Origin of the sequence: Staphylococcus saprophyticus subsp. saprophyticus ATCC 15305 = NCTC 7292 (genome assembly GCF_000010125.1) — a bacterium.
In the GTDB taxonomy this organism is placed as follows: domain Bacteria; phylum Bacillota; class Bacilli; order Staphylococcales; family Staphylococcaceae; genus Staphylococcus; species Staphylococcus saprophyticus.
In genome coordinates, this window is sequence record NC_007350.1 from 176,729 (window position 1) to 200,502 (window position 23,774).

23 protein-coding genes are annotated in these 23,774 nt (G+C 33.7%); 14 read left to right on the forward strand and 9 right to left on the reverse strand.

What is annotated here, in order from left to right; genetic code table 11:
* Positions 1-224 precede the first annotated feature (224 nt).
* Entirely contained in the window at positions 225-1,712 is a 1,488-nt protein-coding gene (mqo, locus tag SSP_RS00765) for a malate dehydrogenase (quinone) (RefSeq protein WP_011302154.1), read from the forward strand.
* Positions 1,713-1,863: 151 nt separating this feature from the next.
* Here the strand turns inward: mqo and SSP_RS00770 are convergent, their stop codons facing one another.
* Entirely contained in the window at positions 1,864-2,106 is a 243-nt protein-coding gene (locus SSP_RS00770) for a hypothetical protein (protein ID WP_011302155.1), read from the reverse strand.
* Between the two features lie 113 nt (positions 2,107-2,219).
* Between SSP_RS00770 and SSP_RS00775 the strand changes: the two genes are divergently transcribed.
* From SSP_RS00775 to SSP_RS00790, 4 genes are read left to right on the forward strand one after another with little or no spacing between them, the layout of a single operon-like run.
* Complete coding sequence (locus tag SSP_RS00775) at positions 2,220-4,094, forward strand: hypothetical protein (RefSeq protein WP_011302156.1); 1,875 nt, start codon at positions 2,220-2,222, stop codon at positions 4,092-4,094.
* Between the two features lie 15 nt (positions 4,095-4,109).
* Positions 4,110-4,496, forward strand: a complete 387-nt coding sequence (locus SSP_RS00780) for a carboxypeptidase regulatory-like domain-containing protein (protein ID WP_011302157.1) — start codon at positions 4,110-4,112, stop codon at positions 4,494-4,496.
* Between the two features lie 58 nt (positions 4,497-4,554).
* A complete protein-coding gene (locus SSP_RS00785) occupies positions 4,555-5,664 on the forward strand; it encodes an Ig-like domain-containing protein (protein WP_041784745.1) in 1,110 nt (369 codons plus the stop codon).
* A 20-nt stretch (positions 5,665-5,684) separates the two neighbouring features.
* The gene (locus SSP_RS00790) at positions 5,685-6,032 is read left to right on the forward strand and encodes a DoxX family protein (protein WP_011302159.1); all 348 of its coding nucleotides are present in this window, start codon (positions 5,685-5,687) and stop codon (positions 6,030-6,032) included.
* A gap of 220 nt (positions 6,033-6,252) precedes the next feature.
* On the opposite strand, the gene SSP_RS00795 is transcribed toward SSP_RS00790, so the two are convergent.
* Together SSP_RS00795 and SSP_RS00800 are read right to left on the reverse strand one after the other, a co-directional pair.
* Positions 6,253-6,705 (reverse strand): hypothetical protein, encoded by a 453-nt coding sequence (locus SSP_RS00795; protein ID WP_011302160.1) that lies wholly within the window; start codon positions 6,703-6,705, stop codon positions 6,253-6,255.
* Between the two features lie 5 nt (positions 6,706-6,710).
* On the reverse strand, positions 6,711-7,514 hold the full coding sequence (locus SSP_RS00800; RefSeq protein ID WP_011302161.1) for a DUF3100 domain-containing protein: 804 nt from the start codon (positions 7,512-7,514) through the stop codon (positions 6,711-6,713).
* A gap of 219 nt (positions 7,515-7,733) precedes the next feature.
* Here SSP_RS00800 and SSP_RS00805 point away from each other — a divergent pair, with 219 nt between their 5' ends.
* Positions 7,734-8,870 carry a YbfB/YjiJ family MFS transporter gene (locus SSP_RS00805; RefSeq protein ID WP_046199704.1) on the forward strand — a complete coding sequence of 379 codons (1,137 nt, stop codon included), beginning with the start codon at positions 7,734-7,736 and terminating at the stop codon, positions 8,868-8,870.
* 196 nt (positions 8,871-9,066) lie between these two features.
* Positions 9,067-10,041 (forward strand): tRNA dihydrouridine synthase, encoded by a 975-nt coding sequence (locus SSP_RS00810; protein ID WP_002482113.1) that lies wholly within the window; start codon positions 9,067-9,069, stop codon positions 10,039-10,041.
* Between the two features lie 297 nt (positions 10,042-10,338).
* On the opposite strand, the gene SSP_RS00815 is transcribed toward SSP_RS00810, so the two are convergent.
* Positions 10,339-11,547, reverse strand: coding sequence for an MFS transporter (locus tag SSP_RS00815; RefSeq protein ID WP_074381770.1), 1,209 nt, complete (start codon positions 11,545-11,547; stop codon positions 10,339-10,341).
* 94 nt (positions 11,548-11,641) lie between these two features.
* Here SSP_RS00815 and SSP_RS00820 point away from each other — a divergent pair, with 94 nt between their 5' ends.
* From SSP_RS00820 to SSP_RS00850, 7 genes are all read left to right on the forward strand, one after another.
* Positions 11,642-12,529 (forward strand): LysR family transcriptional regulator, encoded by an 888-nt coding sequence (locus SSP_RS00820; RefSeq protein ID WP_011302163.1) that lies wholly within the window; start codon positions 11,642-11,644, stop codon positions 12,527-12,529.
* Positions 12,530-12,981: 452 nt separating this feature from the next.
* On the forward strand, positions 12,982-13,935 hold the full coding sequence (locus tag SSP_RS00825; protein WP_011302164.1) for a DUF4352 domain-containing protein: 954 nt from the start codon (positions 12,982-12,984) through the stop codon (positions 13,933-13,935).
* A 26-nt stretch (positions 13,936-13,961) separates the two neighbouring features.
* Positions 13,962-14,312 (forward strand): DUF4064 domain-containing protein, encoded by a 351-nt coding sequence (locus SSP_RS00830; RefSeq protein WP_011302165.1) that lies wholly within the window; start codon positions 13,962-13,964, stop codon positions 14,310-14,312.
* A 258-nt stretch (positions 14,313-14,570) separates the two neighbouring features.
* On the forward strand, positions 14,571-15,317 hold the full coding sequence (locus SSP_RS00835) for a glycerophosphodiester phosphodiesterase family protein (protein WP_011302166.1): 747 nt from the start codon (positions 14,571-14,573) through the stop codon (positions 15,315-15,317).
* 256 nt (positions 15,318-15,573) lie between these two features.
* Positions 15,574-16,035: a MarR family winged helix-turn-helix transcriptional regulator gene (locus SSP_RS00840; protein ID WP_011302167.1), complete on the forward strand. Its 462-nt coding sequence runs from the start codon at positions 15,574-15,576 to the stop codon at positions 16,033-16,035.
* Between the two features lie 159 nt (positions 16,036-16,194).
* On the forward strand, positions 16,195-17,838 hold the full coding sequence (locus tag SSP_RS00845; RefSeq protein WP_011302168.1) for an alpha-keto acid decarboxylase family protein: 1,644 nt from the start codon (positions 16,195-16,197) through the stop codon (positions 17,836-17,838).
* 286 nt (positions 17,839-18,124) lie between these two features.
* Positions 18,125-18,292, forward strand: coding sequence for a hypothetical protein (locus SSP_RS00850; protein ID WP_225310467.1), 168 nt, complete (start codon positions 18,125-18,127; stop codon positions 18,290-18,292).
* A 119-nt stretch (positions 18,293-18,411) separates the two neighbouring features.
* On the opposite strand, the gene larC is transcribed toward SSP_RS00850, so the two are convergent.
* From larC to SSP_RS00875, 5 genes are all read right to left on the reverse strand, one after another.
* The gene (gene larC / locus SSP_RS00855; RefSeq protein ID WP_011302170.1) at positions 18,412-19,587 is read right to left on the reverse strand and encodes a nickel pincer cofactor biosynthesis protein LarC; all 1,176 of its coding nucleotides are present in this window, start codon (positions 19,585-19,587) and stop codon (positions 18,412-18,414) included.
* Between the two features lie 17 nt (positions 19,588-19,604).
* Complete coding sequence (larB, locus tag SSP_RS00860) at positions 19,605-20,363, reverse strand: nickel pincer cofactor biosynthesis protein LarB (protein ID WP_011302171.1); 759 nt, start codon at positions 20,361-20,363, stop codon at positions 19,605-19,607.
* Positions 20,364-20,384: 21 nt separating this feature from the next.
* A complete protein-coding gene (larE, locus tag SSP_RS00865) occupies positions 20,385-21,209 on the reverse strand; it encodes an ATP-dependent sacrificial sulfur transferase LarE (protein ID WP_011302172.1) in 825 nt (274 codons plus the stop codon).
* A 15-nt stretch (positions 21,210-21,224) separates the two neighbouring features.
* A complete protein-coding gene (gene larA / locus SSP_RS00870; protein WP_011302173.1) occupies positions 21,225-22,487 on the reverse strand; it encodes a nickel-dependent lactate racemase in 1,263 nt (420 codons plus the stop codon).
* Between the two features lie 63 nt (positions 22,488-22,550).
* The gene (locus SSP_RS00875) at positions 22,551-23,708 is read right to left on the reverse strand and encodes a glycerate kinase (RefSeq protein WP_011302174.1); all 1,158 of its coding nucleotides are present in this window, start codon (positions 23,706-23,708) and stop codon (positions 22,551-22,553) included.
* Between the last annotated feature and the right edge of the window lie 66 nt (positions 23,709-23,774).

The following is a 23,774-nucleotide window of genomic DNA, read 5'->3' on the forward strand; positions in this document are numbered from 1 at the left end:
ATAAATGTTATGATTTATAGTATTGCAATATAGATTTTACATTTATAGATGGTTGTTTTATCATTAATATGGAAGATTCTTATCAAGGAAAATAGTTTTATGATAATAATAGGTAGTATAGGGTATAGATAAATTATACGTAAAATAGTTACTATATGAATATACATCGCTATTAATTATTATAAATGACTTATTGAAAAGTAAATACGAAAGGTGGAAAAATGATGAGTGAAAAGAATTCTAAAGACGTTATTTTAATTGGTGCTGGTGTTTTAAGTACGACATTTGGGACATTATTAAAAGAACTTGCACCAGATTGGAATATTAAACTTTTTGAAAGACTCGACAAACCTGCAATTGAAAGTTCTAATGAACGCCATAATGCAGGTACTGGACATGCTGCACTATGTGAATTAAATTACACGGTAGAGCAAAAAGATGGTTCAATTGATGTTGAAAAAGCGAAAGAAATTAATGAACAATTCGAGATTTCAAAACAATTTTGGTCTCATTTAGTGAAAAGTAAACAAATTCAAAATCCGCAAGCCTTTATTAGACCATTACCTCATATTAGCTTTGTTCAAGGTGATAAAAACGTAAACTTTTTAAAAAGACGTTTTGAAGCATTATCTCCTTTATCAATGTTTAAAGGTATCGAATATACAGAAGATCATGAAAAATTAAAAGTGTGGATGCCACTAATGATGGAAGGTCGCGATCCAAATGAAACCGTAGCGGCTAGTAAAATTGATGAAGGTACGGATGTTAACTTCGGTGAATTGACTAGAAAAATGGCTAAAAATTTAAGTGAACATGACAATGCAGAACTTTTCTATCGTCATGAAGTACAAGATTTTAGTCGTCGTAAAGATGGTAAATGGGAAGTTAAAATTAAAGACCTTAAAACGAAAAAAGTAGAACATCATATTACAGACTACTTATTTATTGGAGCTGGCGGTGCAGCGATTCCATTATTACAAAAAACAGGTATACCAGAAAGTAAACATTTAGGCGGTTTCCCAATCACGGGAGAATTCTTAGTATGTAATAATCCTGAAGTTGTAGCTAAGCACGAAGTTAAAGCTTATGGTAAAGAACCTGAAGGTACACCACCAATGACTGTACCTCACTTAGATAGACGTTATATTCAAGATGAAAATTCATTACTATTTGGACCATTCGCAGCAATTGGACCAAAATTCCTGAAAAATGGTTCAAACTTAGATTTATTCAAATCTATCAATCCAAGTAATGTTATAACGATGTTATCAGCTGCAGCGAAGAACTTCCCATTAATTAAATATTCAATCCAAGAAGTGTTAGCTAAAAAAGAAGACCGTATGAAAGAATTACGTCGCTTTGTTCCAGATGCTAAAGATGAGGATTGGGATATTATGCAAGCAGGTAAACGTGTTCAGGTTATAAAAGATACTAAGGAACACGGCAGAGGCTTTATCCAATTTGGTACAGAAGTAGTTAATTCAAAAGATCACTCTGTGATTGCTTTATTAGGTGAATCTCCTGGTGCGTCTACATCAGTGTCAGTTGCTTTAGAAGTTATTGAGAAAAACTTCCCAGAACAACTTAAACAATGGGAGCCTAAACTAAAAGAAATCATTCCATCTTATGGTCAATCATTAATTGAGGACTATGCTTTATTGAAACAAATACGTCAAGCAAGTAATGCTGAATTAGAATTAAATCATAAATAGTCAAAAATATACCCCTTGGTGCGCTGTGGCATCAAGGGGATTTTTTGTGGTCTGAAGTAAAGATTTATAAATGAACACATGGTCTAATAGTCAATATAGAAAAATCCCCCTATATAGTATTAAAGTATGTAGGGGGAGATTGTAGCTGAATTTAATTTTTATAATGCTTATGCAAATAAGTTTCAAATGTATCTGGTTTTTCTCCAGTAAGTTTTTCAAAATCGTTGCTACTTTGATCAAGTAATCCCATTTCTCCGGCTTTATACATGGAGGCAAGTAAAGGACCGAATCCTTTAGGTTCATCATACATTTTTCCAAATTTTTCAAGTGTCACTGGGTCATAGGATATATTTGAATTTGCAACTTCTGATAAAATTTGCGCTAATGCTTCCATAGAATAGGTATATCCAGATAGTAAATAACGTTTACCTAATAAGTTTTGATTTTTTACAATTTCAATAATACCTTATTAATGAAAATAAGGATAATAATGAGAACGATATCTCTGTGGTAAATAAAGATAATAATCACGTTGAAAAAAATAGTGAAATATCAAAAATACAAATTAGTGAAAATAATATTATTAGAAATAATGTAGAAGACAAAAAATTCGATGAAGCAGTTTTAAAGGATGAAAAACAAGATAAACAACAAGATGAAAAACTTAAGCCAAATGAAAATAATAATCGAAAATTTACAGAGATAAAAACGGAAGATGTTGGTCATTTTAATGGAACTATAAACGATAAAAAAATGGAGAATGATGCGATTCAGGAAGATGCCATTCAAACAAGAACGAAAGAGAATCTAAATAACCAATCTCAAACCAATAATCACATTAAAACCAAAGTAACTGTGAAACGAGCAACGACTGATTTTGAAAATATAAAAACAGTAAATAAAAGTGAAACTCCTAATAAAAATATAATTGGAACATCAAGAGCTTATAAAAAATTAACTGATAAAGATATTATAAAATTAAGAAAGCTACTTGCTAAACATGATTTGTATCACCCTGTAGTAACAAAAAGTGTAAGAGAAATGATAGAAGATAGTTCATTGGAAGCATTGGATTATTCTGACAACTATACATTTCAAACGTTAATTTTTCAGCCAGAACCATTAACTACGAAGGAAGTGTTAGACAGTAAAACAATACCTTTCCAAATACATAGTTATTTAACAGGAGCAAATTCAGGAGATGTTTATAAGATTAATTTACAATTAGATCCCATTATTGCAAACCATGTTAAGAAAATAACTGTAAACCCATCCGGTCGTAGTTCATCAGTGGAATTAGTAAGACTGGCAAATAAAGAGTGTAAGGCAACAAATATTTGGCAAGTTAACTTTATTAGAGCTAGTGATGGCCTTTTTGGTGGAGCGGAAATATTGAGTCAGTACACAGCTGAAAACGGAAAAATAGAATTGGACGATACCGTACGGAACATATTAGAAAAAATGGAAGACCATAGTGATAAGTTAAATTACTTAATATATGTAAAAGATTCACAAGAAAACAAAAAGATTAAAACTTCTGAAACTAGCGGTTATTTCCTAACGCCATCTGAAACTTTAATTAATAGTATTGTCTCATCAAACTCTGATACTGCGAATAGTGCATTTAAAGCAAGTAGTGGTGCTATCCAATTTGATTCCGATATTGGTGAAATTGGTGGTATTACGGTAGACCAACAAATATTAAAAAATGGAACTTTTAATTATGGTGGCCCTCTAATAGATTCAGGATTAAATAAACAATGGAGATATCACTACCAAATTGATCCGAAACTTGTTCCATATATTGGTTCAATTGAATTACATAGTTATGACTTTTATGGAGTAAGTGGTTTCGATAAAACCTATTACCCTAAAAATAAAGTCGCTGATTTGGCAATAGATAAAGATGGTAGAGGGTCAATTACAAGTAGTAATTTAAATGATTTAATTGTATTTAATAATGCATTACCGGAAACAGTGGGCATTAGATTGGTTATCAAATATAATCAAAGTCCAAATAATATATTAACAAGAAATGCTGAATATGACGAAAATGGTAATTTAATTAGCAATACTACAAAAGTAAAAGAAGACTTTGCATTCTATGGGTATCTGACAGATAAGAATGGTGGGATGATTAAAAATACATTCGGATCATCTATTTATTATATTCAAGATTTAGATAAAGACGGTTTGACAGATAACTTTGAATTTCATAAATCACACACGGATCCCTTTAATCAAGATACGGATGGTGACGGTAAAAATGATGGTGACGAAGTATTACGTTATGGGACTTCTCCATTAGTAGGAAAACCTATAGCCGATGATATAACTACAGAAGATACTACAGTAATTGGTAAAGTAAATTTAGATTTTTAAGCGCCTCAACAAAAAGTGAAAATACTAGATGAAAACGGCACATTAATAAGTATAGATACTTTAAATGAGGATGGTACATTCAGTATGCAAGTTCCGAAATTAAAACCAGGGACCTATACAATAGCTATCGAATCTCCAAATTATACTAATGATGAAGTTAACACTTTCAAAGTTATAGATATAAAAGAAATACTTAAACCTAGCATAAATCCTGTGAATGATCAAAGTAAGGAAATTGAAATTAATGGTGTTGAGGGCTCAACAATCATTATTAAAGATGAAAATAATGTTATTGTTGGTCAGACGATATTAAATAATGGACAAACTACAAGTATTATTAATTTAAAAACCATTAAAAGCAGGAACTATTTTAACAGCAATAGCAGAAAAAAATGGCATTAATAGTAATGTTTCGAATTCTGTCATAGTTGAAGATGTGACGTCGCGATTAGCGCCAACAATGAAAGATTTCACAAGTAATGATACCCAAATTACAGGAGAATCTGAACCAAATTCAACAGTTGAAATTACGTTCCCGGACGGCCAAAAAGTGACAACGACTGCAGATGACCAAGGCCACTATATCGTCGATATTCCAGCAGGTTCACTAAACAATGGTGGGGAAGTTAGTGCCAAAGCAACAGACAAAGCCGGTAACGAATCACCAAAAACAATAAGAAATATAGTGGATGAAACAGCGCCGATGGCACCAACAATGAAAGATTTCACAAGTAACGACACTCAAATAACTGGAGAGTCTGAACCAAATTCAACAGTAGAAGTGACGTTCCTAGATGGTCAAAAAGTAACAGTAATTGCTGATGAACAAGGCGACTATATCGTCGATATTCCGTCAGGTTCACTAAACAACGGAGGAGAAGTTAGCGCCAAGGCAACAGATAAAACAGGCAACGAATCACCAAAAACAACGAAAGATGTCGCTGATGAAACGGTGCCAGAAGCACCAAAAGTTGATAATGTCACAAGTAACGATATTCAAATTATAGGTAAAACAGAGCCTCATGCAAGCGTGACAATTCAATTCCCTAATAAACAAATTATTACTGGAAAAGCAGATGAACAAGGTGATTTTTCTATAGGCATACTAAGTGAAATTAAGTTATTAGGTAATGAAATTCTTATTATCAATATTACAGATAAAGCAGGTAATATATCTAATAAAACAAGCGTGATAGTAATCGATAAGACTGAGCCTAATGCACCGATTGTAGATGAATTGACAGATACAGATACAATAATCACAGGTCAAGGAGAGCCAAATACAAAAGTGATTATCAATCTTCCAAATGGTAAACGAATTACTGGTAGAGTGAATAGTCATGGTAAATATGAAATTAAGTTACCAAAAGATATAACATTAAATATCAATGATAAAATTTCAATTTTACTTGAAGATGATAGTATTCGTCAGCTTTCAGCGAGTATGTTAAGCGCAAGTATTTATAGAGCTTCTGAAAAGTGGTGTCATGGATTTAGTGATGTTCCAGCTGAGACATATATTCAAAGTGTCACACCTTATATTATTTCTGGATTGGTATCTCGTAAATAAAATGAAATGAGGTGTTTGTTATGGGGATTATTATTATCATATTGGAAATTATTTTAGGTATCTTTTTTATAATGACAGGCTTGAAAATATTATCTGGTGCTATGAAACAGGAATTTGCAAAATTAGGTTATCCACCAATTTTTAATAAAATTACAGGGCTGTTTGAACTTATAGGTGGTATAGCAATGCTTGTTGGTATTTTTTATATACCATTGGCTATATTTGCGAGTATTTTATTAGCTTTAACTATGTTGGCAGGTGCAGGTTCACTTGTATTCCTTGGGAAAGACCCTATTAAAAAAGCAATACCAGCCATCGTATTATTTGTTTTGAATTTGATTATATTGATTTATCTATTGATAGTTTAAAAGCTTTGGCACCAGGGACATAAGACATTGTCTTAGGCATCTTTGTTGAATAGTCAGTTGATGATTTATAGGAAAATTAAAATATCAATTTTATGGTATTAGTGTTAGTTATTTAAGTATTCATATCAATCTAATTGGAAAATAGCCTGAGACATCTATTTATGTCTCAGGCTATTTTGAACTATCTATTCATCATTGCCAAACTATATCTACGAAAATTTTATACAATCCCTTGTATTCTTAATACGATTTCCGCAACTAAGGCAGAACCAATATATGTACTTATTAAAATGACAATACCCACAACAACTGTTTTCCACCCTAACTTTGCGAAATCTGCCCAAGAGTTACCAATTGAAACACCTGCATAAGCAACGACAGGTGTTGCGAGTGATAATAAGTCTACTTTTTCAGTCCATTCAACTATATGTGCTGCACCTGGCACACCTGGAATAGTTAATAACAAGCCAGTAATGCCTATGTAGGCAATACTAGGGATATTAAAAGGCACGATGTCATGGAGAATTAATCCTAGTAATGCGATGGCCATGAGTGAAAGAATTCCTGGTAAAGCGTTTAATGGCATAATGCTATAGCCTATCCAGTTACTTAATAAAGAAATAATACCGACAACACATAAAGTAAGTATCCAATTCATCACTTTTGATGACATCCTAATCACTCCTGTTCCTTAGTAAATTTATTTTTGATGTTCATGATTAAACTATAATATTTTCTAGTTAAAGGTAGTGCAATCAACATGCCGACATATAAACCAGTCACGGACGTGAGTAAATTACTTACACCAGAAAAAGCTGTGATTGTGCTTGTCTGATCTGGATACATTTCTAACAGAGGACCAAGTGCGGCAGCAGTCATTACACCACTTCCCACACCTGTTGCCATAGCATAAGCAATGGGACTTAAAGGTAGAATTGAAATGATGATGCCAGAAAATATACTGAAAAAGATAGCGCCGAAAATAGTACCAAATATGTACATGGACATAACGCCTCGCCATTCAGGAGAGGCAATGCCGAATTTTTCAGTGATTAAAGCTAAATTAGATTCTCTCCCTATAGAGTGGGTCATACCGATAGATTCACGACGAAGTCCAAGTAAAATCGCTAAAGGTAAAGAAAATACAATGGTTCCTAAATTACCAATTTCTTGAAGTATCAAAGCTGGACCAGCAGCAATAATTTTGGGTAAAGCAGGTCCGGCTTCTACACCAAATTTTGCTATAAGTAAAGCTACAGAAATGAACACCATAGGTTCAGAATTTTTAGCTTGTTTGTGTTTAATCAATGGCGTGAAATAAACAGCTAAACCTAATAGTACAGCATACACTACGGGTAATAAGAGGATTGATGTCATGCCCAAAGGTATTTTATGTGCACCGATGACTTCGGAAATAATGACTATGACCAAAACGATGCTATGTAATCTCCAATCTTTCCATAAGTTGTTTTGTTGTTCCAAATCAATCACCCCTAAAATAATCTGAATATAAAGAAAATTCTAAATATTAATAGCATCTATTGTATACTTACAATTCGAAAATTAAAAGGGGGTAGAAGTGATTCATATATTTTTGGAATTTAATATATGTAAAGTGAAAGCTTAGGCGTATAATGGAATCATTATAGTTAGAAAGTGGTGGTGAAAGTGCAACACGCATACCGACAACTCATATTAGGGATGGTTTGTTTATTTATAGTGATGGCAATTGGACGTTTTGCATATACACCTATAATGCCATTTATGCAACAAACAGGTCATATGGATAATCAAAGTGCTGGTTTATTGGCAACAATCAACTATTTAGGTTATTTAATAGGTGCTATCATACCTATGTGGTTAGTTATAGTGAACAAAGTTACAGATTTGAAAATTTATTTATTTATAAATATCATTTCAACCTTAATGATGGGGTTATTGGATGATTTTACAGTTTGGACCATATTACGCCTCATTTCTGGGATAACAAGTGGTACTGTTTTTGTCTTAGCATCAAATGTAGCCCTTGAGGCGTTAAGAGTAGCTAAGAAAGATGGTATTTCAGGTTTATTGTACAGTGGTGTAGGTTTAGGAATTTTTACAAGTAGTATATTTATTTTCATCTATACTAGTGCTGACACGTGGAAGATGACTTGGATTGTACTTAGTCTTTTTTCATTAATTATGGGAAGTTTTGTATTATTTGGAATGCGTGAAAATCCAATCACTGAAAATGAAGATTCCAATTCATCAAATAACACAAATAATGTAGCGGTTAAGTTGAAGAAAAAATTTATTTGGGGATTTTCAATAGCATATTTTTGTGAAGGTGCAGGATATATTATAACGGGTACTTTCTTTGTAGCCATCGTTAAATCTATACCCGAATTAGCCGATTATGCAGCTTTAAGTTGGATGTTTGTAGGTTTAGGTGCAATTCCGTCAACGATTTTGTGGTCGATGATGGCTAACAAGCTAGGGCATGCGAAAGCAATATATTTGGCGTTTATCCTACAAATTATTGCTGTGGTATTGCCAGTATTTTCAGGAAGTATGATGAGTTTGGTGATTAGTTCGCTATTTTTTGGAGCAACATTCCTTGGCTTGACGACATTATTCATGTCTAAAGCACAAACGCTGATGTTTGAAAGTGCTAGTAAAATTAATTTAGTCGCTTCATTAACTGTCATATATAGTTTAGGACAAATGATTGCACCTGCTTTTTCAGGTGTATTAATTGGCGAGTCAGGTAATTATAATGCAGCATTAATATTTGCAGCAGTTATACTGTGTATCGGCTTATTAAGTAGTTTTTATAGCTATAGAGTAACAGATTAACTTTTGTGCAAAGTGTTTTTGTATAGCATGTCATAATATCAAAGCAAGAATGATTTATATCTATAAAAGGCTTCTGAAGATATATGTGTGTAGTCTTTTTATTGGTTATCATCTTTTTGTGTAAGTTGACATTTTGTGGTAATATCGTCATGGATAAAAATTCGAGATAATAATAGATAAGAAGGTTTAATTATATATGAAAGAAAATTTTTGGCGTGAATTACCGCGTCCATTTTTTGTATTAGCGCCGATGGAAGACGTTACTGATGTGGTCTTCCGTCATGTGGTTAGTGAAGCGGGCAGACCAGATGTATTTTTTACTGAGTTTACGAATACAGAAAGTTATTGCCATCCTGAAGGTGTCCATAGCGTGCGTGGGCGTTTAACATTTACCGAAGATGAACAGCCTATTGTTGCTCACATTTGGGGAGATAAACCAGATCATTTTAGAGAAATGAGTATCGGTATGGCAGAGATGGGATTTAAAGGTATCGATTTGAATATGGGTTGCCCTGTGCCAAATGTTGCGACAAAAGGAAAAGGTTCGGGTTTAATTCAACGTCCTGAAATAGCTGCAGAAATTATTCAAGCAGCTAAAGCAGGCGGTATACCAGTAAGTGTGAAAACGCGTCTTGGTTATTCTGAAATTGATGAATGGCGAGACTGGTTGAGACATGTATTTGAACAGGATATTGCAAATTTGTCGATTCATCTACGTACACGTAGAGAAATGAGTAAGGTAGATGCGCACTGGGAATTGATTGGTGAAATTAAAAAGCTTCGTGATGAAATTGCACCAGACACGTTGTTAACAATTAACGGAGATATTCCAGATAGAAAGACAGGACTTGAACTTGCAGAAAAATATGGCATTGATGGCGTAATGATTGGCCGTGGGATTTTTCATAATCCATATGCCTTTGAAAAAGAGCCAAGAGAACATACGAGTGAAGAGTTACTTGGACTATTGAGATTACATCTTGATTTGTTCGATCAATATACTGAAAATGAACCACGTCAGTTTAAGCCATTACGTAGGTTCTTTAAAATATATGTGCGAGGCATCCGAGGTGCAAGTGAATTAAGACATCAATTGATGAGTACGAATACGACAGATGATGCTCGGAAATTACTTGATGAATTTGAAGCACAAACGGAACAAGTCAAATAAAATATCAAAAATAAAAGCTAGCTCTGAAATCATAAGGATTCTGAGTTAGCTTTTTATTATAGTAATGAGGGTCTGAGGCATAGATAGTTGTCTCGGACTCTGTTTGCAATTAGGTAGTAGGTGACAGAATTGAAAATATAAAGTCTCACTTATTTAAAGAGACTATTTTCTATTTTTAGAGAAACGCGTCGTTCTTATATATGACCTTTAGATTAGGGTAACCCTTTATCCCAGCCAACATTGCAGGGATGTAACTAACAAATCTCTACTAGAAAATTTGATTTCTGTTCTATTCTCTTATTTTTGTTTTATAGTAAGCGCGATGATAAAGGCAATGATCATAAATGCTGTAATCATCAATACAACACCAGGCCATTGAATAGCGCCATAAAAAATCCCTGCTAAAGTACCACCGACAGATGACCCCATGTAATAGAAAAGTAAATATAAACTAGATGCCTGTGCTTTATGATCTTCGGCACGACTTGTAACAACTGCACTTGCAATTGCATGACCACTGAAAAACGCATAAACACTAAATGCTAAACCTAGTATTTTAAAGGGTAATGGCGGTAGAAGTGTGATCCAAATACCGAAAATGAGCAGCAATATACTAAATTTCAAAGCATTTAAAGTCCCAAGTTGTGCTCTTAATTTTGCATTAAGTATAGATGAAATCATACCGATTAAAAATAATAAATAAACAAAGCTAATCACACTATCATGTAAATGATAGGGTTCATCCGCTAATACAAAACCGATATAGTTAAAGGCTGCAATGTTACAACCTAAAAGCAAAAAACCTATCATAAATGGTTTTAATAATCTAATATTCTTCAAATGTTTACTGTAACTCACTAATAATGCTTTGACAGAAAAGCGTTGTTTTTCGAAATGGTTAGATGCAGGTAATAGAAATGTAAAAAGAATTGCAGCAATCACACTAATGATACCTATTGAAATTAGACCTGTTTGATAACCATAAATACTAGAAATAAAACCAGTGAATATCCTCCCAAAAGCACCACCAAAAGCATTACCGCTAATATAAATTCCCATAGCTTCAGGTAAATTATGTGAAGAAATTTCTTCGCCAATATAAGCCATTGCTATGGAAGGGAGCCCTGCTAAACAGATACCTTGTATCAAGCGCACGATTAGAAAAGTATTAAAATCTAAAATAAAAGGTTGCACCAATGCTAAAAGTGACACAGATATAACAGAAAATATCATAATCGGTTTGCGACCTAAAACTTCTGATAGTGCACCGAAGAACAGCATTGCAATCGCTAAGGTGATTGTTGCTGCAGACAGCGCTAAACTAGCAACGGTTTCGCTTACATTAAAAGCATTTGTAAAATGTGGAATAAGTGGCTGCACACTATAAAGAATTGAAAATATAGTGAATCCTGAAATGAACAGGGCAACAATGATTTTTATATAAGCCTGTGATCCTTTTTTGACATAGTTGTTTTTTAAATCGTCCAATGTTAAAACCCCGCTTATGATCTGATGTATTTATGTTAGCATGTAATTAATAATATAAAAAATGCATTATTTTCATTTAATGAATGCACAATATGCATAAGGGGTTGTTGAGATGGAGTGGCATCACTTTGAATACTTTAAGCAATTAGCACAAACTGAAAATATGTCAGAGTGTGCAAAAATGTTAAACGTAAGTCAATCAACGTTGAGTAGGGCGATAAAGAACTTAGAAGCGGAACTAGGCATCCCACTTTTTAACAGGGTTGGAAGAACGATTAAACTGAATAAGTACGGTATCGCATTTTTAAAAACGACGAATAATATCATCAATGAAATGGATATCTATAAAAGTAATGTGCTTGATGCTACTAATGTATATAATGGGAAATTAGTCATAGGTTTTTTACATTCAGTGGGCGTGACCTATATATCAGAATTTTTAAAGTCATTTAATTTAGCATATCCAAATATCCAATTGAAATTGATACAACATGATGCGAAACGCTTAATTACAATGTTAGATGACGGGGAAGTGGATATGATTATTACTACTATTTCTGAAACAAGTCAGAATACGCATTTTGAACCGCTCATTGTAGAAAAATTATATGTGACATTACATGAACAGCATAGGTTAAGCCATTGTAGTGAAATTGCTATTGAAGCATTGGTGAATGAAAAATTCATATTATTAAAGCCTAATTTATTATTACGACAACAAGTAGATGAAATATTAAAAGCATATCAATTTACACCGGAAATTAGTTTTGAAGGTGACGAAGTCATTACAATAGCGACATTTATCAGTTCTGGACTGGGCGTATCTATATTGCCACATTTGAGGGATGTGCGCTTACCTAATTTGAAACAAATTCCAATAAAAAATCATGATGCGAAAAGAACGATAGGATTGTGTTATAAAAATAAAAGTAACAAGGTTCCAATAATAAATAAAACTAAAAAAAGTTTGATTGAATATTTTTCAAAGATACAAAAATAGAGGCATAATCATTTAAATAATTAACTATATTTGAGTTAACTTCCATTTTTCTTTCTTACTTGCTGTGGTGTTATAATACGCGTGATAAAAATAAGCATTCATTTATACATCGCTTCCCTCATTATTACGAATAGTGAGGCGTATTTGTTGGTGTGGCTTCACAATCAAGATGAAAAGGAATGAGATACATACTTTTTCGTTTAGTATTAAAAATTCCAAAAATAATTACACAAAATAACCGTACAAAATTTATTTGTACGGTTATTTTGTTATTTTAAGTCATTTTATATACGCAATTCAAAAATATTTTAAAAGGTAAAAATTTTCTTTTAAAAACTATTGATTTTAATTAAAAATGTTATAAGATTATAGAGCATGTGTATAATTAATTTTAAAATGGAGTAAAACACATTAAATAAATAATAAGAATAAAATTGGGGGATTGGGATAATATGAAAAGATTATTATTTTTTGTAATAATGGTTATGTTTGTATTAGCTGGTTGTGGTACTGAAAATGATGAAGCAAAAAGCGCGGATAAAGATTCAGATAAATCAAAAGCAACTAGCAAAATGAAAAAGTTTAAAATTGGACAGGCTGTTGATGCAGATGGTGTGCAAGTGAAATTAACTAAAATTGAATATGTTAATGATTATGACGAATATAGTGCACCAGAAAACGGAAAAGTTATTAAAGTGTATTTGAAATTTAAAAATAATAATGAAGATCAGGTGCTTATGGATTCATCTGACTTTAGCATGAAGGTAAATAATGAAAATTATCAAGAATGGTTTGGTAATGACGATACGAATGCAGGCTTTTCTCATCAATTAAATAAAGGGAACACTGGTTCTGGATACATAACTTATGATGTGCCGGATAGTGATAATTATACTTTAGAGATGGATGCTACGCCAAAATTCAATAATGTAAAAGCTAAATGGGAAATTAAAAAAACAGATATCAAGGAAGCATCTGTAGCTAATAGTAATGAGTCGAATGATGAAGCGGAAACAGACACTAATGTTGAATCAGAAGACAGCGAAGAACCAAAAATAACAGATGAAGACTCAGAAGATACTGAAAGTGAAGAAACAGGATATTCAGCAGAAATGTATAACGCACTAGTGGATGAATATAACGCATTAACTGATGGTGAAAAAATGAATCATGTAGACGATGATGTGTTAGAAATCGAATATGATCAATTAGAAGCACGTGTTGACGCATTATATGATAAGAAAATGGATGAAGAAGATAAAGCTTTAGAAGAAGAAATGGAACAAGATGAAAAAGAGTATGAAGAGGAAATGGAAGCTATAGATAAAGAATACGAAGAAGAAATGAAGAAAATCGAAGAAGAAGATACAACGGATGAAGATACATCAGAAGATGACGCAGCATAAACTAAAAATGAAAGAGGTAAATAAATATGAATCAAAATCAAACGGTTAGACAAACAAACAGGGTAGCAGAAATGATTTTAGGAATTTTAGGAAGTATATTTGGTATTTTAGGTGGATTATTTGCTATTATGCTTGATGGTATTGGCGCAGAATTTGGAGCTACTGAAAGTGGTAGTATTACAGGATTAGGCATAGCAGTTATTTTAACATGTATTATAACTCTAGTGCTTAGTTGTATAATAAATAAAAAAAGAGTACTTATAGGAGTGTTGCTATTAGTTGGTGGCATTTTAAATATCGTGTTTATTAGCTTTTTTGGCATATTGTCAGGAATTTTAATTTTAGTTGCTGGTATCTTAGCTTTAATTAGAAAATAAGTTAGTATTTAACGAAAATAGTGACAATACTTTAAATAGTTTTTAGTAATGATAAAAGTAAAACACGCTCAATGATGTGCACCTGAAAATTGGTATGAAAACCTAATTTTAGGAATTTAGTACATATTTGAGGGTGTTTTTAATTTTTAAATAAGGCATATTATAAATAATAGTTTCATGAATCTTACATAAATTATTTGAAATATGGCTATGTTCCTATCATAATTATGGAAAACGATAACGGAAGAGGATGGTTCGATGTTTACAATCTATGGTCACAGAGGTTTACCGAGTAAAGCGCCAGAAAATACACTGGCTTCATATAAAAAGGCTGCTGACATACCTGGTTTAAAATGGATTGAATTAGATGTTGCAATTACGAAAGATGAACAGCTAGTTATCATACACGATGATTTTCTTGATCGAACAACGGATATGACAGGTGAAGTAACTCAATTAGATTATATGGACATAAAAAATGCTTCGACTGGCAGTTGGTTTGGCAAAGCATTTGAAGCTGAAAGATTGCCGACTTTTAAAGATGTCATCAAGATGGCGAATGAAACGCAAATAAATCTAAATATTGAATTAAAGGGCGTAAGTGGTTCGAATGGTACGGCCTTATCTGAAAGCATGGTTACACAAGTCGCTGAACAATTAAAAGAACTAGATTCGAATATAGAAGTATTGATTTCAAGTTTTAATGTCTATTTAGTTAAATTAGCCGAAGCGTTATTGCCAGAATATCCAAGAGCATTAATTTTTAAATCTGCAGCGTTCCAAGGAGATTGGAGAACTTTATTAGATTTTTGTGGATCAAATATTGTGAATATTGAAGATGCCAAACTTTCTCAAGCGCGTGTGAAAATGATAAAAAATGCAGGTTATACATTAAATGTGTGGACAGTTAACAAATCACTACGTGCGAATCAATTAGCTAATTGGGGCGTAGATGGTATTTTTACGGATCATGCTGACGATATGATTCATTTAGAGAGACCATAATGATTGAAAAATGAATGGGTACTGATGACGATTTAGCAATAAGAAATCACTTTTAAGTGTGTAAGCATTTTAGAAAAATAAGTAATCATTTATTATTAATTAGACATCTCGACAGTTAATATATGAAAATTAGATAATCCGTGGCATTAGAACTGTTATAATAAAGAAAATAGTGAGTAATATATGTATGGATAATGCTCAAATGGATTTCAGCTAGTAAAATTGTATTAAAATAAGAAACAGAGGATTGTGTGTAATGGAAAGTAATAGTAATAACAATGATTATGAGAATTTGTTGTTTTATTTTGCCTATAAAACATTTATTAACACTGCAGATGAAATAATCGAAAAATATGGGTTGAATAGACAACATCATCGTTTTTTATTTTTTATTGAGAAAGTACCTGGTATTACAATTAAAGATTTATTGAAAAGTTTAGAAATATCTAAACAAGGTAGTCATGCCACATTAAAAAAATTAAAAGATGAAGCTTACATCATTGAAAAGCAAACAGCTACGGATAAGCGTGTCAAAGCGTTATATTCTACTGATAAAGGTACGAAATTAGTTAGAGAGTTAAATAAAAAACAAAATGATATGTTTCAAGATATACAGAAAAAAGTAGGTAATGATTGGTATGCAATTATGGAAGAATTGGCTTCATACCGTACTGGTTTTCAGGAAGTGAAATATCTAAAAGATGATTTTAACAAATAAATATGAGTGTCTAACTAACGATATAGCGTAACGAGCTGTATCGTTTTCTTTTTTAAAACAATAAGTCGCTATCAATATATAAGTCAACATTATTGACCTTTTATAATAAATGAGTTAAATTTGTAGTGTAATTGAGATGGTTTGAAAGGGGAAATGAAAATGAAAAAAAGAGTTGGACAATATTTAATGGACTGTATCAGTGATGTTGGTGTAGATAAAGTGTTTGGTGTTCCAGGAGACTTTAATTTAACATTTTTAGATGACATTATTAGCCGAGACGACATGGAATGGATTGGTAATACGAATGAGTTGAATGCGAGTTATGCAGCAGATGGTTATGCTCGCATGAAAGGTATAGCCGCAATGGTTACGACATTTGGTGTTGGAGAATTAAGTGCCGTTAATGGTATAGCTGGTTCATACGCTGAGCGTGTGCCTGTGATTCAAATAACTGGTGCACCTACAAGAGCAGTTGAAAGCGCTGGGAAATATGTACATCACTCTCTAGGAGAAGGGAATTTTGATGACTATAGAAATATGTATGCATCCATTACTACAGCGCAAGCGTATATTACACCAGAAAATGCACAAAGTGAAATTCCAAGAGTAATCAATGCAGCACTTTATGAAAAAAGACCTGTGCATATTCATTTACCCATTGATGTGGCAAATAGTGAAATTGATGTAGCAACGCCATTTGAAATTGAACAACGACCACAGACTGATGTAACGAAGTACATGACAATGGTTAAAGATAAATTACAAAGTGCAGACAAACCAGTTATTATTACCGGACATGAAATTAATAGTTTTAAATTACATGAGAAGCTTGAACAGTTTGTAAAGCAATCTCAAATTCCGGTTGTACAACTTTCATTAGGTAAAGGCGCATTTAATGAAACATCTCCTTACTACATGGGGATTTATGATGCATCGTTAGCCGAAGAAGATATTAGAAATTACGTTGATCAAAGTGATGCTATCTTAAATATAGGTGCAAAATTAACTGACTCTGCTACAGCTGGCTATTCATATCAATTTGATATTGACGATGTAGTTATGATTAATCATCATCATTTTAAAATGAATGAAACGAAAGATACAGAAGTATCATTGGTAGATTTATTGGACGGCTTGAATGCCATTAACTATGTGAATAATGCGGAATTCCCAAAATTTAAACAACCGAAAGCACATGATTACGATTTGACTGATGAGCCGTTAACACAAGAAACGTATTTCAAAATGATGCAAGATTTTATTAGAGAAGAAGATGTTATATTAGCTGAACAAGGTACATCATTCTTTGGTGCGTATGATTTAGCATTGAAACATAACAATAAATTTATTGGACAACCACTTTGGGGTTCTATTGGTTACACATTACCAGCTACTTTAGGCACACAAATGGCAGATACAAGTCGTAGAAACTTATTGTTGATTGGAGATGGCTCACTACAGCTTACGGTTCAGGAAATATCAACAATGATTAGAGAGAAGATTAAACCTATTATTTTTGTGATTAATAATGATGGTTACACAGTAGAACGTAAAATCCATGGTGAAAATGCTATGTATAACGATATTAAGATGTGGGATTATAAATTATTACCTACCGTATTTGGTGGAAAAGATGAAGTTCAAGTACATGATGTGAATACGAGTGAAGCATTTCAAAAAGTACTACTTCAAATAGAAGCGCAACCAGACACAATGCACTTCATTGAAGTTAAGATGGGTGTTCATGACGCGCCACATAAATTAAATGCAATTGGCCAAGCTTTCGCAAAACAAAATGGTTAATATCGTTGCAATGATGCAAGATTACAGTCATTAAAATATATTAGATAATTAGCAGTATAATTAATAAAGATAAGAGCGACACAAATCCGAAGGTAAAATTTGGGTTTGTGTCGTTCTTTATTTTACGTTATATATAAATAAATTTTAAAGAATAACGATATATCGTTGACATATTTCGATATATCGAAATAAAGAAAGGTGATTTATATGTTTAGCAGACATTTTCATAATACAAAGAGAAAACGTGAAGGATTTGAATTCGGTTTTAGTAGAGGTCAAGAAAGATTTGGAGGTCCTCAAGGTAGAGAAAGATTTTTTAAAAATTGCCCAAATCATTAAACAGAAAAATAATGATTTAGCCGCCCAAAAGTTAGAACATAGTATCCAAGTTATTGAAGTATTAGAACAAGCATTGGATAGTGCAAACATCAAAGTAGGACCATCGCAAAAGTAGAACGCATGAAGCGTGTAAAGATGATTTTCTTCAAATGATGAGCAGTCATTACTGCTATAAAAAAGAGTGAGAACCTTCATCTAGTTAGTTGATTAGATGAAGATTCTCACTTTTTCATTTTAATCTATTTGAATGTGTTTTCTGACTTCATTTTGAATGTCATTATATACATTAGTGAAAGACTGTCCAGAGTGAAGTGCTGCATTTTTAACATCTTCAAATTCAGGTTTTGCTTTTATAATTTTATTATCTTTCATTGCTAGTTTGACCAAAATGGCGCCATATGTTGTATGGATGGTTTGGAATTGACGATGCAAAATTTTGCGATTAACAGCGTAACTGCGCACACCGAGAGATGTAGTGTGTTTAAGAATAAAATCTTCGAATTCCTTTGCTTGTGTGACGCTACTTATTACTGTTAATTGAGTCGCAGGCCGACTTTTCTTCATCGTAATAGGTGTGTAAAATGCGTCTAATGCGCCTTCATTTATCACTTGCTCTATAAAGTAACCAAGTGTTTCTGGCGTCATATCATCAATTTGACATTCTAATACTTGTACTTGATTTGGGGTCGTTTCTGTCGCTGTATATTGTATAGCACGTATAACATTTGGAAACTCAAAGTCTTTTGTACCACAACCGTAACCAATATTTGACATTGATACAGCAGACAAAGGACCGATATGTGTTGCTAAAGCCTTAATAAATGCCGCACCAGTGGGTGTTGTCAGTTCACTTTGAACATCAAATGTTGCAAGTGGGATATCCTTAAGTATTTCAGCGGTTGCTGGCGCTGGAATGGGATATATACCATGTGCAATTTTAATCTTGCCATTTCCAGTAGGTACGGGTGACGATTTTATTTCATCAATACCCAAATCTTCTAATGCAAGACAACTACCTATAATATCTATAATGGAATCCATCGCACCAACTTCATGAAAATGGACATCTTCTATTTTCATGCCATGAATTTTTGCTTCAGCTTGTGCAATAACATCAAATATCAGCATGCTACGTTCTTTGACTCTGTTGGGTAAAGTGCTCTCGTTAATCATGTTGAAAATGTCTGACGCTTTTCTATGATGATGTGCTTCTTCAAAGTCAATTGTTAGACCCATCGCTTGTATGCCTTGTTTATTTTTTTTAGCAAAGTTTAAACTAAATTGATCTAAAGGTAGTGATAATAAGTGTTGATGCACATAATCTACATCTGCACCTAAATCTACCAAAGAGGATAATAACATGTCACCCGCGATACCCGCATGACAATCTAAATAAAGACCATTTGTCATAATTTACCACTCCAATTTTAATGACTCTCAATCATATTAATAATCATAGCAGCATTGTAACCACCACCAAAACCATTATCAATATTAAGCACACTTGTACCTGGTGCACATGAATTAACCATAGATAATAAAGTTGTTACACCTTGTAGATTGGCTCCATAACCGATACTCGTGGGTACAGCGTAAACCGGATGATCAACTAATCCAGCAACAACGCTTGAAAGGGCGCCTTCCATTCCAGCAACAACTACTGAAACTTTACTTTGTCGAATAGATTCAATATGTGCAAATAATCGATGAATACCTGAAACACCTACATCATAAAAACGTTGAACTTGAATCCCCATGACTTCAGCGGTGATAGCAGCTTCTTCGGCAACTGGTAAATCTGAAGTACCTGCACAAATGATGGAGGCATAATGATTTGTCTTAGCTATATGTTTGATTGGTGTTGAGACAATGCGTGCCGTTTCATGGTATTCAAGCTGATCATATTTGGCAGTAATATGGTCAGCTTTTTCTTGGTCAATTCTCGTAATCAGAACAATAGAGTCATGTTTAATAAGTGTATGCACGATATCATGCAATTGTTCTTTTGTCTTTCCTTCACCAAAAATGACTTCAGGAAAGCCTTGGCGTTGTGTTCTATGAAGATCGATTTTTGCAAAGCCTAGCTCGTCGTAGTGATTTAATTGGTCTTTTGCATCGTCGACAGATAATTCATTTGCATGTACAGCTTTCAGTAATTGTTCTATTGCGTCGTATTTTTCTACCATTTGACTGCCACCTTTACTTTGTTAATGTGTATGATGCGTATCAATCACTTCATTCATACTGCCTGTACGGTAGCCCTCAAGATCAATCGTAACGTAGTCGAATCCAAGTTCTTTAAGGTAGACGGTTATCTGGTCTTTGTTATGGATTACACTAGGTATATCAGCGTCGTTGACTTCAATTCTAGCAATATTTTGATGGTAGCGGACCCTAACATGGTTTAAGCCCAAAGCTAAAATAAATTTTTCAGCTTCATTGATTTTATTTATTTTTGAAATGCTTAATGGTTCGCCGTAAGGAATACGAGAAGCGAAACTGCATAATGCAGGTTTGTTCCAAACAGGTAGATGGTTGGATTTGCTCATAGCTCTCACATCAGATTTAAACAATTCAGCCTCTTGGAGAATGCTTCTAACATTAAATTCTGTTCTTGCTTTTAATCCTGGTCTAAAGTCATTGATGTCATCCATAATCATCCCATCAGCTACATAGTTAAAGTTGAGCTGTGCGCGTAATGCTTCGAGCTTAGAATATAATAGACGTTTGCTGTAATACCAACTATCAGGGGTATTTTCAACGATATGTGGATCTTTTAAAGCTTCTATCTCAGTTTCAATTACTTGGGCATTGAGTTGATGAGCTAAAGCAATGGCTTGATCAAATTCTTCATTTCTAGTTAATTCAGATTTAACAATAACGGCTTTGACATGATCATGTCCTAAAACATCGATTGCTTTTTTTAGCACAAGACTACTATCTACACCACCAGAAAAAGCAACAATAACACTGTTCATATCTTTAAGAATCGTTTCTAATTTTTGTTCTTTTGTAATCATTTCAGTTAACATAGTATTCCTCCTCAATTATGATTCAACATATGGAATTGTCAGTGGTCCTAACGGCATGACGCCTATGGTCATGTCAGTTCCATATTTTGTTTCCAGTTCTTTTAATGTGTTATTAATCTCATGTGCAGGATGAAGCATAGCATCTGTTGTTTGTTTATCAGTCAGTTTAGAGTATAAATATACATCAGCAAATGTTTGAATGACTGCTTGTTTTTGAACTTGCCATTGATCGAGCATTGCAAAATTCGGATCGCTAATCATGTCCACAAGGCCTTGCGGGGAGTCTGCCATTTTCAGTATTTTAGCGTAGTTACCGTGATTGGGATAACCATCGCTACATTCTGATAACATGATGATACTGCCACCTTCTTTAACTACTTTGTGCGCAGCACTCATGCCTTTAACGGTTTGATATAAGTTCTGGTCTAGCGGATAACCAGAATTTGAAGCAATCACTACGTCAAAACGATTATCACATTTAAACATGGCATGAGCCTTAGCATAGGCGCATCCTTTATCGTGTGCTTCATATAATTCTCCAGCAAAGACTGCGGTAATTTCTTTTTCTTTATTTAAAGTGACATTGAGCATAAAGTCAGGTTTACACATAGCGTTGATTTCTCTAGTCATATCCTGGACGGGATTATCCGTCATATTGCCCCATGTAGAGCGTATATCGCCAATCATTTTAGCGTTGTGAAAAGTCATGATTGTTTCAATACCTGCAATACCAGGCATTATGCCTTTTGGGCCACCAGAGAATCCAGCAAAGAAATGCGGTTCGATAAATCCAGTGACGATTTTAAAATCGGCTTCAACATAGTCTTTATTTAAATAGACATCACATCCATATTTACTATGGCCTACCTTACTTAAAGTATCCTTGTCGTTACAATGATTATGAACAATTTTAATTTGATCGACGACATCTTTACCTAACATTTGTATCAATTCTTCTTGTGTTTGATCACGATGCGTGCCTGTACCATTTATGATGACGAAATTCTCAGGCGGTACGTGTGATAAAGTTTCTAGGATCAATGGCACAAGGATATGATTAGGCGTTGGTCTAGTAATATCGCTAATGACAATGGCGACGGTTTGGTTTGCACTTACCATTTCATTTAATGGTTTAGTGCCTATAGGATCTGCTAAAGCATTACGAATTGCATTTGTATCGTCATCGAGTGCATCGATATCAGTAGGTTCAATCAATACACTGTGATCAGGTAAATCGATTTCGACATTGGATTTACCATATAATATGCTTGTTTTCAAAATGATCTCCTCCTTATACTTCAAATTATGATATAACACATGACTAGTAAGTGTAGTTTAACATTATTCAGAAAATTTAGATAAAATTGCTGACTCATGAAAAAAGAGACTAACAATGTTTTGGGTTGTTTTTTTAACTAATTTTTCTGATTGGTTTATTGTTTCCTCCAGCGACATCGGTCCATCGGTTAAACTAAAAGCACCAATTACCCCCATATCTTTAAATTGATCGATATCGACATCAATCGATCCGCCTATAAAAACAACGGGGACATTGTATCTGTTTGCATATTTGGCAATACCCATGGGTGTCTTACCGTATAATGTTTGGAAATCGATCTTACCTTCACCTGTAATAACTAGATCAGCATTTTCTAAATATTGATCCAGTTTGATATAGTCTATGACGACTTGAATGCCATCTTCAAAATGACTAGGGAAAAAAGCTTTGAAAGCACCACCTAAACCGCCAGCAGCACCAGCGCCAGGTAAGTCATGCAGACGAATGCTTTTCTTATGGGCTACTAAATCGGCCCAATGTGTCAGGTTGTGTTCTAATTGTTTTAAATCTGATTCTGTTGCACCTTTTTGTTTACCAAAAACGTAGGAAGCACCGTTTGTACCAATTAATGGATTCTGTACGTCAGTGGCAATCGTAAAGTTGCATTGGTTGATACGTGCATCAAAATGACTTAAGTCAATATGCTGTATCTTATGTAGATTACCACCACCAAGATCAACTTCATGATGATGCTGATCTAAAAGTTTGGCACCAAGTGCCTGTAACATACCAGCACCTGCATCATTCGTTGCAGACCCGCCGATTGCAAGGATGAATTGCGTATAACCGCTATCCAATGCATCAAGAATTAATTCTCCAGTACCATATGTAGTGGCTTGCATCACATTAAGTGCATTGTCTGGCACATGCTTTAATCCAGACGCTTCAGCCATTTCTATGACACAGGTTTCCTTGTCATGGAGTACACCATATTGTGCAGAGACAGTATCGCCAAGTGGTCCTGTCACATTGAGTGTGGTGAATGTACCGTTCGTGGCATTTACCAAAGCTTCCATGGTGCCTTCACCTCCATCCCCAACGGGTAAGGTATGTATATCGGCTTCAGGGAATATATCAGAAATACCCTTACTCATATAGCGAGCAACCTCAGTAGCTGACATACTACCTTTAAATGAATCCGGTGCTAAAACAATTGTCATACGCCATCCTCCTTGTAAACGATTTCATCGTTGTATTATTCTATTATATCGATTTAATTTTATTGA